The organism is Bacillus sp. 220_BSPC, assembly GCF_001054655.1.
GTDB lineage: Bacteria > Bacillota > Bacilli > Bacillales > DSM-1321 > Peribacillus > Peribacillus frigoritolerans.
Map to the genome: position 1 here is coordinate 114,343 of NZ_JVPL01000320.1, position 12,931 is coordinate 127,273.

General features: G+C 39.3%; 12 protein-coding genes. 9 read left to right on the forward strand and 3 right to left on the reverse strand.

The features are described 5' to 3' along the window. Window positions 1-15: 15 nt before the first annotated feature. The gene (locus ADA55_RS27125) at window positions 16-1,689 is read right to left on the reverse strand and encodes a DUF6044 family protein (RefSeq protein WP_048689951.1); all 1,674 of its coding nucleotides are present in this window, start codon (window positions 1,687-1,689) and stop codon (window positions 16-18) included. 159 nt (window positions 1,690-1,848) lie between these two features. On the opposite strand from ADA55_RS27125, the gene galU reads away from it, so the two are divergent. From galU to ADA55_RS27150, 8 genes are all read left to right on the forward strand, one after another. Further along, window positions 1,849-2,709 (forward strand): UTP--glucose-1-phosphate uridylyltransferase GalU, encoded by an 861-nt coding sequence (galU, locus tag ADA55_RS27130; RefSeq protein WP_048689844.1) that lies wholly within the window; start codon window positions 1,849-1,851, stop codon window positions 2,707-2,709. A gap of 261 nt (window positions 2,710-2,970) precedes the next feature. Beyond that, a complete protein-coding gene (locus ADA55_RS29785; RefSeq protein WP_095391400.1) occupies window positions 2,971-3,111 on the forward strand; it encodes a hypothetical protein in 141 nt (46 codons plus the stop codon). 192 nt (window positions 3,112-3,303) lie between these two features. Then, window positions 3,304-4,698: a cytochrome P450 gene (locus ADA55_RS27135; protein ID WP_226990558.1), complete on the forward strand. Its 1,395-nt coding sequence runs from the start codon at window positions 3,304-3,306 to the stop codon at window positions 4,696-4,698. A gap of 72 nt (window positions 4,699-4,770) precedes the next feature. Next, window positions 4,771-4,941, forward strand: coding sequence for a hypothetical protein (locus tag ADA55_RS29790; RefSeq protein ID WP_153246180.1), 171 nt, complete (start codon window positions 4,771-4,773; stop codon window positions 4,939-4,941). Between the two features lie 519 nt (window positions 4,942-5,460). Next, window positions 5,461-6,792, forward strand: a complete 1,332-nt coding sequence (locus ADA55_RS27140) for an amino acid permease (RefSeq protein WP_048689846.1) — start codon at window positions 5,461-5,463, stop codon at window positions 6,790-6,792. Window positions 6,793-7,039: 247 nt separating this feature from the next. Further along, on the forward strand, window positions 7,040-7,264 hold the full coding sequence (locus tag ADA55_RS29795; protein ID WP_142398466.1) for a hypothetical protein: 225 nt from the start codon (window positions 7,040-7,042) through the stop codon (window positions 7,262-7,264). A 112-nt stretch (window positions 7,265-7,376) separates the two neighbouring features. Beyond that, on the forward strand, window positions 7,377-8,054 hold the full coding sequence (locus ADA55_RS27145) for a FadR/GntR family transcriptional regulator (protein ID WP_048689849.1): 678 nt from the start codon (window positions 7,377-7,379) through the stop codon (window positions 8,052-8,054). A 13-nt stretch (window positions 8,055-8,067) separates the two neighbouring features. After that, complete coding sequence (locus tag ADA55_RS27150; RefSeq protein ID WP_048689851.1) at window positions 8,068-9,294, forward strand: CynX/NimT family MFS transporter; 1,227 nt, start codon at window positions 8,068-8,070, stop codon at window positions 9,292-9,294. Window positions 9,295-10,752: 1,458 nt separating this feature from the next. On the opposite strand, the gene yhbH is transcribed toward ADA55_RS27150, so the two are convergent. Both yhbH and ADA55_RS27165 read right to left on the reverse strand, forming a co-directional pair. After that, the gene (gene yhbH / locus ADA55_RS27160; RefSeq protein ID WP_048689858.1) at window positions 10,753-11,922 is read right to left on the reverse strand and encodes a sporulation protein YhbH; all 1,170 of its coding nucleotides are present in this window, start codon (window positions 11,920-11,922) and stop codon (window positions 10,753-10,755) included. Between the two features lie 474 nt (window positions 11,923-12,396). Continuing rightward, a complete protein-coding gene (locus ADA55_RS27165; protein WP_034315155.1) occupies window positions 12,397-12,576 on the reverse strand; it encodes a hypothetical protein in 180 nt (59 codons plus the stop codon). 118 nt (window positions 12,577-12,694) lie between these two features. On the opposite strand from ADA55_RS27165, the gene ADA55_RS27170 reads away from it, so the two are divergent. Beyond that, window positions 12,695-12,904: a metal ABC transporter ATPase gene (locus ADA55_RS27170; protein WP_034315156.1), complete on the forward strand. Its 210-nt coding sequence runs from the start codon at window positions 12,695-12,697 to the stop codon at window positions 12,902-12,904. Window positions 12,905-12,931 lie beyond the last annotated feature (27 nt).

A 12,931-nucleotide genomic window follows, 5' to 3' on the forward strand; every position in this document is an offset into this window, starting at 1 on the left:
TCTATTCCCCCCTTTTCACATGACTCTGTATAAATGAATTTTCCATACGCTTCCTTTTTTCGTGAAAACCCTATCCAGCACCAATCCGTTTTCCTTCGCGTTGTTGATTGGGATGGCAGAAAATATATACGTGCCGCCTAATCCTTTAAACGCATCCATGTTGAGGTCCAAATTTTCCAGCTCTTTCTTCGAGCCTTTCTTGAACATATAATGCTTCCCAAGCTCATCGGTAAACAGGTAACAACGTCCTCCCCATTCATCAAAGTAGATTCTGATGTTTTTATTCTTAGCCAATTCGTTTTCAATTATTTGACGAAATTGATGTTTGTAAGAAAGCGGATAAAAATTGTTATAGCTATCGAGCGTGTAAAATCCATTATATTGAGCGATTGCGGGATGCAGCGCAATGCTGGCAACACGATACTCTTCTTGTGGACGGTCTATATGATCTTTTATTTCCTGAAAAAGGCTTTCTGAATAGAACTCTTTAAAAGAGGGTTTTTTATTGTGAGTGATCTCTTCATTGAAACCCATTAAAATCAGAATTTGAATGGCGAAGAAAATAGAAAGGGTTTTCTTAGCATAGTCGCTGTGTTCCCAAATGATTTTTATCGCGAGGGCAAACCCTAAGTAAATTACCATCGGCCTTAAAAAGTGAAATCTGGCAAAATTAAAGGTATCCAGGGTATGGAACCTTTCCGTTAAAGGAAGCCAGCCTTTATAAAACCAAAATGCGTACCACGCTGAGAGCATAAAATTCAAGCCGAATAAAAAAACATATACCTTCTCCTGTCTCCACAGTTTTTTGGTCAGAATAATATAAAGGGCAAAGACTGTAATCGGCAGGATGATAAGAGCATGTACAGTCATGACATGCGTATGTCCAAGAACGAAATTTTTGAAAGTAAGCTTAACGACCCAATCGAGCGGCAGCCTTGCGTGAAAATATTCATCTCTGCTGTTTGGCTCCGAATCAAAAATGAATGAAGCGACCAAACGATACTCCACCAAACCAAAAATGACGGTCATATAAACGATCGAAAGAAGAAACTTTATATTCCACCCTTTTCCCCTGATTACATCCGTTAGCCAAAGAAAACCCATTGCAACAAGGAAAAAGAAAAAGCCAAGCACGATGCTTGAATAAAGCGGTAAAAGTGTAAGGACCAAATAATTCTTCCAAGAATGATCCTTGCTGCGGATATTCAAAAAAGCCCAAAGGGCTAAAGGCATCCCAAGTGTACTGAGCATTCCCGATGGCCAAAATGGGGTAAGGGCAAAGGCTAAGGATGTTCCAACCCTAATCCAACCTGATAGTCTTCCTGTAACCAAATGTTTCTTCAATAAGATATACATACCAAAGAATGCAATAAACCTTGTTAATGCCTGGCTTATTGCATAAGCAACCATTGTCGGAAAAAGAGCATGAAGCCACACGATAATACTGAACTCACTGCCAAAAGCATTACGGGGCAGCCCATTCATAATCTGCGGAATTCTGGCGTCAATTGCACCGAATAACTCACCGCTTTCTGAAAGGACTTTATACCAGGCAAGGTTGGAATCCAAATTATCATGTACGCGAATATGCGCATTTTCTCCAAGGATGATTAAGGGGGAAAGATATAAAACAATGATGAGTAAGGCAAAAAGGATTTGTTTTCTCTCTTGATTTTCAATTGGCAAAATATCCACCTCTTGATTAAATTCATATATCCATAATATTTGGCTTCGAAGGTAAATCTATTCTTTTTAAGGGATTTATTTTAACCTATTTTGATATAGGTCAACCAATGACCACATAAAATGCAATAAGCATATAAAAGAACCTTAAAAAGGGGCTGGGCTATGATAAGGAAAGCGGTGATTCCAGCAGCCGGTTTAGGAACACGATTTTTGCCTGCTACGAAAGCTCAACCAAAGGAAATGCTGCCGATTGTCGATAAGCCGACCATTCAATATATTATCGAAGAAGCGGTACAATCAGGGATTACGGATATTATCATCGTTACGGGTAAAAACAAACGTGCCATCGAAGATCATTTCGATAAATCGATTGAGCTTGAAATGCTTCTGCAAATGAAAGGTCAAAATGATCTGCTTAAGATCGTGGAGAACATTTCCAACATGGTCGATATCCACTATGTAAGACAAAAGGAACCTTTAGGTCTGGGTCATGCAGTTTTATGTGCCAAAACTTTTATCGGAGACGAACCTTTTGCCGTCCTGTTAGGGGACGATATCGTGGATAGCCAGGTTCCAGCTTTGAAGCAGTTAATGGAACGGTATAACAAGGTTCGAGCAAGCATTATCGGATGTAAGGAAGTGTCACCAGCCGATGTCTCCAAGTATGGGATCGTAAACTTCCAAGAACGATATGAGGATTTATTTCTGGTAAGAAACTTAGTGGAAAAGCCAAAAGTGGAGGATGCACCATCAACACAGGCGATAATTGGCCGATATATTTTATCACCTGCGATTTTTGAAATCCTTGAAAACGTAAAGCCTGATCGTAAGGGGGAGATCCAGCTTACCGAAGCTTTAGACCTTTTGTTAGAAAAAGAAGCATTATATTCGTATATCATCGAGGGAAATCGTTATGACGTGGGCGATAAATTCGGCTTCCTTCAAGCATCAATAGATTTCGCCATGAAACGACCTGAACTTCGTGATCAGCTAATAAAATATATAAGGCAGTTGTTTCCTTAATGAAGTTAATATGACCATGCCCAATTACCAAAATAGGTGATTGGGCTATTTCCACATCGGATTAACACCCCTTTGGTTGTAAAATGATCCACTTACCATAATCCTCCAAGTGAAATATAACAGTTTATGCTTCCGTAAAATGTTACAACAGAAAAAGTTGAACAGAGAAAGAATAGTTTTCTATAAGTGAGGTTATGTTGATAACGTATCCTTCATGAATGTTCCAAAACACGATACCCAGAAAGGATTGTAGAGAAACACATGCACAATAAAACCAATAATCCAATAATATCTGATGAATTTTTAGATCAAGTGGTTAAGGAAATCAATGCACAATTTGGCGGGCCCATCAATGAAAAAAATGATCGTTTCCAACATGGGGGCGATGATGAAAGAAGTTGAATTGAATCCCCCTTCATTAATCTAAAGCCCTCACGAAAAACTCTGGCTATATTCATCCAGAGTCTTTTCTCTGTAACTTTAGTTCTTCAATAGAATTATCCGCCCTTTCTTTAACGACTTGTCCAAACCAATTTAGCTTATCCTCATAGAATGATTACATGTAAGTATTTTAAAGAAAGGAGAAAAACTTCATTGAGCCACGCTGATGATGTCTTCCGCACTTCTCAAATGGTTCCAAAAGGAAGGCTGGTTTCCGGACATACAAAAGAGTTTCAAACAGATCCGATTGGGTTTCTGACCCGATTGTCCAAGGAATATGGGGAAGTCGCTAAATTCCGTTTAGGACCATTCCAAAATGTTTATCACGTTTTAAATCCTGATCTAATCAAACAAATACTTGTAACAAAACAACAATCTTTCGTCAAATCCAAGGACTTCAATCTTTTAAAACCGCTTATCGGTGAAGGTCTGCTTACAAGCGAAAAAGACTTTCATATGCGACAGAGAAGGCTTATCCAACCCTCTTTCAAAAAGACTCATATCAGCCAATACGCCAAGGATATGATTGATATCACAATGGATTATATATCAACTTGGCAACATGATGATGAACGGATTATAACGAAGGATATGATGAACATCACTCTCGGGATAATCAGCAAGACCATGTTCAGCATGGAATTCAAGGATGGATATGAAATCGTTGGGAAACCTTTGGAAACTGCATTGAGAATAACAGTCAAAAGGATGAGAAAGATTTTCCGTATGCCATTATGGGTACCGACTAAAATCAACCGTGAATATAAAAAGGCGATACAAAGGCTTGATAAAGTTATTTACGGCATTATTGAAAAACGGAAGAACGACACAGTAAAACATGAAGACATGCTAGGGATCTTGATGGACGCCCGTGATGCCGACGACGGGTTAGGCATGACAAGCCATCAGGTCAGTGATGAATTAATGACTATTTTTCTTGCCGGTCATGAAACGACAGCAAATGCTCTTTCCTGGGCACTGTATGCACTTTCGAAGCATCCGGAAATTCAAGCCAAGCTTTTCAATGAAGTCAATAGCATAATCGGTCAACGGACACCCAAGCCTGAAGATTTCATGAAATTACAATACACTCAAAATATCATTCATGAAACACTTCGCTTTTACCCGCCACTGTATATCTTATCCCGTGATGTGACGGAGGATGTCACAATAGGAGGATATCGCTTTAAAAAAGGCGATATGATACTAATAAGTTCTTATGTGATGCAGCATAACCCAGAGCATTTTGATCAACCGGAATCATTTATCCCTGAGCGATTTGAAAATAACTTTATGAAAAGCCTGCCTGCGTTCGCTTACTTTCCATTTGGCGGAGGGCCGCGGGTTTGTATTGGCAATCACTTTGCCATGATGGAAGCTGTGTTTGTCCTCGCCTGCATTGTAAAGCGATATAGGATAAAGCTTGCACCTGACCATCATGAAGTAACTCCCCTTCCCTCCCTTACACTCAGACCCAAGAATGGACTGCGCATGGTGTTAGAAGAAAGAGCTGCAGAAGCCTTTGAACCTGGTGCATCCAATTTTTAGTAATAGGGGTTTTTTCCTAATAAATATCGTTGTAATAACTGGCCTATCCTTTTAGAAAGGAGGGATGAAAAAATGTATTTGCTCCATTCACCACGAAAGGGAATCATCCACACTGAATTGCACTATTTAGGAATGGCATCGCAGGTATATACCGGTTATCTGCAATTTTTAAGCGAAATTGAACCGAAACAAGAAACCGAATACCTACAGGCGCCGCTCCCCTTTTCATATGGGAACGGATAGTTTCCCGCTTCGTACCTTATATTAAAGAAAAACCGACCTTGAAAGGTCGGTTTTTTGTTATTCTGCAGTATGTTCCATAACCCTGGCCCCCGCAGCCGCAAATGCTGGCTGCAACAATCCTGATAGGATAAACTAAGCGACTACGACTATTAAGGACTGAAACTGATTCCATCAACTTATTTACTACTAAACAAATGCCAGTAATAATGCCATTAAACAGAATTATATTTCTCTCTTTTCAATAGGTATTTTAAAGAATGAAGAATTGCCAATTCAATCCCTGAAAAATCACCTAGCAGTTTTTTTCTTTGATTCATTTCATAAAATCCAATATTTTTAGATAACCTTCTTCGCCGGTTGGAAATCCATTCCCGTTCACCGGCCTAAATTGACTTTTTTCCGATTCATGATATATTAATATAGTACTTTAGTGCGTGAAAGCGTTCAATAATAGAAGAAACTTTTAAGTTTTACTGATAGACTATTTTATTAAAATTATGAAAGAAAGGCATGAATATAATGGGGAAGACTCATCAAGATCTAAAAAAGGGCCTATTGCCCAGGCATGTCCAGTTCATTGCTTTGGCCGGAATGATAGGAACAGGGATTTTTAAGGGGAGTTCCGATACATTAAATATGGCAGGCCCAAGTGTTGTAATAGCCTATTTAATAGGGGGGCTATTGTTATTCATTGTAATGGCCGCATTAGGGGAGATGGCAACCGCTTTTCCTAATATGAACGTCCAACATCTCATTAATAAAGCTTTTGGGTTTCAACTATCCTTCATTGTCGGATGGCTCTATTGGTTCAATTGGATTATCGTAATCATTGTAGAAATAGTCGCAGCCGGCAGTTTTCTACAATATTGGTTTCCTACAGTACCATTATGGCTGTTAAGCATACTTTGCGCTTCAGTAATAATAGGAATTAATTTGTTTCAAGTAAAATACTATGGAGAACTCGAATTTTGGTTCGCAGGAATTAAAATAATAACCTTAATTGCTTTTATCATTTTAGGAGCCTTGATCATGCTAGGACTCTTTCCTAGTTCGGCTTCATTTTCTAATTACACGGAACATGGTGGTTTTTTCCCCCAAGGAATTGACGGAATGTTAAGTGCACTTTTAGTGGTAATGTTTTCATATGGGGGTGCAGAATTAATTGGTGTAGCCGTCACGGAAACAAAGGATAGTCAGCGAGTCATACCAAAAATCATAAAAGGAACAGTATGGCGGGTGATTCTTTTCTATGTCTTGCCGATACTTATCATTTGCGGAGTAATACCTTGGAACCAAGTAAGCACTGAAGTAAGTCCTTTCGTTCAGGTTTTCAGCTTATCTGGTCTTCCCGGAGCCGCCGATATCATGAATTTCGTTCTTTTAACCGCTGTCTTATCAGCTGCAAATTCAGGTATATACGCTACCTCAAGGACACTGTTCACTCTTTCCCAGAACGGGGAAGCGCCCAAGGCATTTTTAAAAACAACGAAAAAGGGTATCCCGCTAAATGGTATATTTTTAACTACATTATGCATATTGGCTGGTGTGTTTTTATCCTATTTGTATCCCGACCTGATTTTAAGCTACCTTATGGCCATTCCTGGATTCACGGTTTTATTATTGTGGATCAGTATTTGTTCCGCGCAATTGAAACTGCGTAAGCAATACACTGGCAAACCAGGATTCCGGGTAAAATGGTACCCATATACAACTATATTAGCCATCACGGCTTTAAGCATTATCTTTTTGGCATTTCTCTTTAATAAGCAAAACATCATCGGGACTACAGTATGTCTTGTCACGTTAGTGATATTCATCCTTCTCTCATTTATTGTCAAACAAAAAAAATAGAAATATTATCCCCCCCTGAATTTTATTAGGGATTACAGACTGAAGGCAAACTCGATGAAAGTCGGGTTTGCCTTCAGTCTTTTTAGTGCCAGTACAGATTGGACGTCGATTTCCACTGAAGAAACTCGCTTTCCGCGGGGTTCCGGAAGCCACCTCGGCACCTTTTCCCGCAGGAGTCTCGAACACCCGCTCCAATTAACTGGAATGTTGTTTTAAAACTATAGACCAACTGGCGTTTAGTTTAAATTTGTCTATAGTCTGGCGGTTGCATCGATATGATTTCACCCCTAACCATGATTTCAAAACAAACTTGGGTTACTCCTTTGGGGATGCCTTTGGATTGAAGAAATTTGCGACACTCCTGCCGAATAACTGGCTAGTCGAGACCCCGCAGGCGCTTGCTTTGATGACGCTTGGCAGACATTCGGCGGAAAGGGAGCCGATTTCTGAAATCGACTGCAATTTTTTCTGAAGAATAAAAAGGAAACAAATTTGGATTTAAAATACTCCTTATACCCATTTTCAACATACATATGTTAAGATAACCAATGAACCAATCATCCTACAAATTCGAGGTGTGTATCTTGACCATATCTAAAACAAATCGCTTATCACTTGTAGAGCAAGTGGTTTCCCAAATCGAATCGTTAATCGAATCAGGTGAATGGAAAATAGGAAATCAAATTCCCCCTGAAATGGATTTGATCCAACAGTTCGATGTAAGCAGAAATACATTAAGGGAAGCTGTACGATCACTTGTTTATGCAGGGCTTTTAGTAACGAAACAAGGAAAGGGGACATTCGTAAGGTCATCAAGTGCCTTGGGGGCTGCTATTGAAAGAAGGATCCAGCAGTCAAGTATATTAGAAACGTTAGAGGTCCGTCATGCCCTTGAAAGAGAAGGAGCTCAGTTAGCGGCATTAAGACGTAATCAAGAAGATATAGAACAATTGCGGTTTCATATATCAGCATGCAGTAGAGCTGCCGAATCAAAGGATATCAAAGCCTACGAAGAAGCGGATATACAGTTACATAAATCGATTATGGTTTCATCACATAATGATTTATTGATTGATTTGTACGAACATATGGAACACTCCCTGCATGAATCCATCCATCAGATAGTGGAGATGAGTTCTGATGTGAACTTTCATTTGAACATTCATTGCAAACTTATAGATGCCATCATCGAACAAGATGTGAACCGGGCAATCGAAACAGTGAATGAATACATTGCACAATTCAAAAAATCTTTAGAGTAGTAAGGAGGAGAGTATGGGCATTCATCAAGCGGCAAATCAACTAGAACAAAGAAAAATGGATATTAAACCCAGAGTAGGACTGCTCATCATCGGAATCATTCTTCTTGGGGCAAATCTGAGGGCTCCCTTAACATCGGTTGGACCCCTTGTCACTTCGATCCGTGATAACTTGGGAATTTCCAATACATTATCAGGATCATTAACGACATTGCCTTTGCTTTCCTTCGCTTTATTATCACCGTTTGCACCTAGGATAGCACGGCGTTTTGGAATGGAGCTTACACTTTTCCTTTCCTTGGTATTATTAACGATTGGAATTGGGATGCGCTCAGTTGGCGGGGTGCCGACATTGTTCATAGGGACCATTTTAATCGGGTTAGCCATTGCAATAGGCAATGTTTTGTTACCCAGTCTGATTAAACATAACTTTGCCAGGAACATCGGTTTGATGACAGGAATCTATGCTGTTTCCATGAATTTATGCGGCGCAATAGGTTCTGGGATCAGCATTCCCCTTGCTTCTTCATCCGGATTGGGATGGGCTGGTGCCCTTGGATGTTGGGGGATTTTATCACTTATTACAGTTTTCTTATGGATGCCGCAATTAAGACGGCCATTCAACTCAGGTAAGGATGTACAAACGGCGCAAAAGGATAAAAAGATTAACTTATGGCGTTCTGGTTTAGCCTGGCAGATTACATTCTTCATGGGTTTGCAATCGTTTATTTTCTATACAGTAATTACCTGGATGCCTGAAATCCTGGAGCAAAAAGGCATGAATGCTGATGAAGCTGGCTGGATGCTATCCATCATGCAGCTTGCAGTCATTCCCATAACATTCCTTGTGCCAATTTTAGCTGGACGCTTACAAAGTCAGCGTCTGTTAGTGGTCCCGCCTGTCATCTTCCTTATATCAGGGATATTCGGCATATTATCCGGAAGCACTCTCTTCATCCCAGTATGCATGATATTGATTGGGATTGGAGTCGGAACCATATTCAGTTTATCGATGATGTTCTTTAGTCTTCGAACACAAAGCACCCATGAAGCGACTGAATTATCAGGAATGGCACAATCATTCGGGTACCTCTTAGCTGCCATTGGACCGGTATTATTCGGACTGCTTCATGACATTACACACAGCTGGACTCTTCCCTTACTGATGTTGGCCGCTATATCGGCACTTATTTTCATTGTTGGAATGCGTGCAGGAAATAATGAATATGTAACGACTCAATAAAGCCAGTAAAGATATAAAAGGTCCTAAACGGCCATGGCCCCGGTATTGTACCGGGGCCATTTACATTGTCATAACGTTGATAGGTTTTAACATTTTACTTTTCTTCATAAATGAAACGCTCCTCATAACTTAATTTTACTTACAAGATTAATAATACTTTTTTTCGGAACCACATTAGAGCATTAAACATCAATTTTAATGTGATTATTTTCATTCATGGCGATGTGTTTAATCGGGAGAAATGATCCTGCAATTTATAAAAGCATATCTTCTTATCAAATCCACCGTAAAATTCAAACTTTCTGTCTGGGGTTACAATCATTATGGCTACATAACTAAAAAAGTGATAAGAGAAACCATAGGTTCCCTCTTATCACATTTTCCCTTATCCTATTTGGTTATTAGTTTCTTCCCTGAAGAGTTACTTCTATTTATCAACGTTCCGTCGGATTACATAAGCATATATCATCCAGTGCATAAGTGGCAACTCCGGTACGTATTCCCTAACCTCCTTACATATCACTTTTACTTTTATTCACTCTTTTTTTCTATGGGCACTTTTAAGAAAGGATAGTGACGTTATTAAAATGAGGGTAATTTTCAGCGTATTTATTTCCTGTTTATTTAATAAAAGACACATCAAAAATACGACTAAAAAGGCTTGAATAAAATAGATCCTGTATTTCAATAGGGTGAACCAAGTTTGTGAGACCCATAGTAAAAAAAAGTTAAATGGCTTCGACATCATCTTTCTCCTTTATCATGATGTTGATATTATCTAGATTTAGATTCTGGCATCATTATATACAAATAGGTGAGTGTCGGTATTTCATAAAGTAAAATCATTCGTTCAGAAAAGAAATGCCGTTCATTTTTCATTGGATTTCTAAAAAGCAGATGCAGATTAGAGAGCGGCTGATTTTTGGATTAAAAGGCATAAGGATAAAAAGGAAGAGTGAGGGAATCGCAAATATTTAAAATCTAAAAAATCATTCTTAATTCAGGGAAATTAAAACAACCTGCCCCCTAGGAACATAGGGAACAGGCAGCCTGAGTGTTTATCCAAGGCACAATGTTTTGGAGCCGCTAAGAGAAGAGGGTCTTCTTTTACAATGGGGTTTAGGGGAAAGAAGGGACCTCACTGCTCCTTTATTTTATAACATATACGAAATCAGATCGTTCCAAAAATGAAATGATATAAACCATTTTTTATATTGCGCCTACTGTAAGAAGTTATGATAGGATTGGAAAGGAGTGTCATGAACGAAAATCCTAACTTTATATCTTGAATTTATGAACAAATGCCATTCATCTGCCTCATAGGGAGATTTGTTCAGAATCGTTCGATTAGTCACCAACTAGAACTGAATATTTTTAAATCAGATTGATCGATAAATAAAAAAGATTGTAGAGGGAATGGCGCTTTCCCTACAATCCAGAACAAGCTAACTTATTTATTTAAGCATACTTCTTACTTTCCTCATCTTTAAAAAAGCTCTTCATTGCATGGAAAACATCAGCCTTTTGCTTAAGGATATAGTACCTGAATTTTTCATTATCGATGTTCTTATAAGCTGTCATCAATGTCGAATGGCGGTTGTATTGATTGACTTCCCCGTATCCGAACATATTGGAAACCTTCATGAGTTCTTCAACAAGCTTAACGCATCGGACGTTATCGGATGTTAGGTTATCACCATCGGAAAAGTGAAACGGATAGATATTAAACTTCGCGGGGTCATATTTATGATCAATAAGTTCTAATGCTTTTCGGTATACGGACGAACAAATCGTACCGCCGCTTTCCCCTTTTGAAAAGAAATCCTCTTCCGGAACGACTTTCGCTTCTGTATGATGGGCAATGAACTCGATTTCCACGGTTTCATATTTTGTCCGCAAGAAACGGTTCATCCAAAAGAAAAAGCTTCGAGCCATATATTTTTCCCATAACCCCATACTTCCGGACGTATCCATCATTGCCAGTACAACTGCTTTCGAATCAGGTTTCTGAACCTCATTCCAGGTTTTGAATTTAAAGTCTTCCTTATAAATAGGGTGAAAACCTGGGTCCCCCCTTAAGGCGTTCCGTTTGAATGCGGATATCATCGTTTTCTTTTTATCGATATTTCCCATTAGGCCTGTCTTGCGGATGTCGTTGAATTCAATATGTTCAAGAGTGTGCTCCGCATGTTCTTTCTTCTGAAGATTAGGGAGTTCCAATTGACTGAACAGGGCTTCCTCCAATTCCATCATCGACACTTCGGCTTCATAATAATCCTCGCCGGCTTTGTCACCTGCACCTTGGCCCTTACCGGCTCCGGCATCGGACGGTGAGCCATCCCTTGCGACTACATCCCCCACTTTACTGTCTCCATCGCCTTGCCCTACATGTTTGTTCTTATCATAGTTATAACGAATTTTGTATTCATCCAAGGAGCGAATGGGGATCTTGATGACATCCCGGCCATTGGACATTACGATGCTTTCTTCTGAAATTAGATCAGGCAAATTATTCTTGATCGCTTCCTGCACCTTTTCCTGATGACGTTGTTGATCATCATAGCCTTTCCGATGGAGGGTCCAATTTTCCTGTGAGATTACATACTGTTGATTACTCTCTTCCGACATTCTCTTCCCCCCTTAAAAATGTTTGCACGCTTTTCATCATTCCTTCATATAATAAGTTAGTGTGGGAATGCCCACATCATTCCGGTTTTCCATTGAAAAATACAGTGCGAAAAAACGGATGAAAAGAAAAGTATTACTCTATCTTATGCAGCGACGCAGGATAATTTACAACAAAATTAATAATGGATGTTTGCCCATGAACTAGACAAGTCCTGACAGGGGCGGGGCGTTAAAGGTCCTGTCAGGTTATTTCTAAAAAAGGAATATAAGAAAACGAACAGACCATATGATTTTCAGGTCTGTTCGTTTTTTCATTCATTGGTAATAGGATCGCTTTAAGCCAGAAGTAATGGAGCTGCAAAAGGCTTACAAGGACATCTAAAAAAAGCAATGAAACACAACAAAAAGGGTGTCCCAGCAGTTTTTCTGGACACCCCTTTTACACAGATAGAATCATTCTGGTTGTTGTATTCGTCAATCCTTCTCTTCCTCTATTTCATGTTGAACTGTACCTGGGCGTTTATCCCACTCTTTCAATTCTTCATTCGTCCTTTGATTTTCCATCTGCTTTCCAAGTTCTTTCATCTCTTCATAATCCTTAGCCATGGAGCTATTTTCCGGTACATGTTCTTTTTTCAGTTCCTCTTTGCTCATTTGCCATCACCTCTACTTATTGATACCCAATATTACCAAATCCGAAACGTAACATATCTAATGGAAATATGGGGTATAGATAAAACATTATGAGCAAATGTAAGGAGGTGCAAGATTTATGCAAACAACTACCCTTTATGTAAAGGAAGCAACGTCAGAAGGCCCTATTTTAAATCTGGAGTCCATACTTTTGAAAACGGAAGGTGTGGAACGTGCGATCATCGATGTTGATGATGGGGAAATTAAAATCGACCATAGCGAAGAAAAACTATCACCGAATCAACTTATTACACTTATTGAACAGTATGGCTTGAATGTAACTAAATAGAAATCAATAGCACCGGGCTCCCTTCAT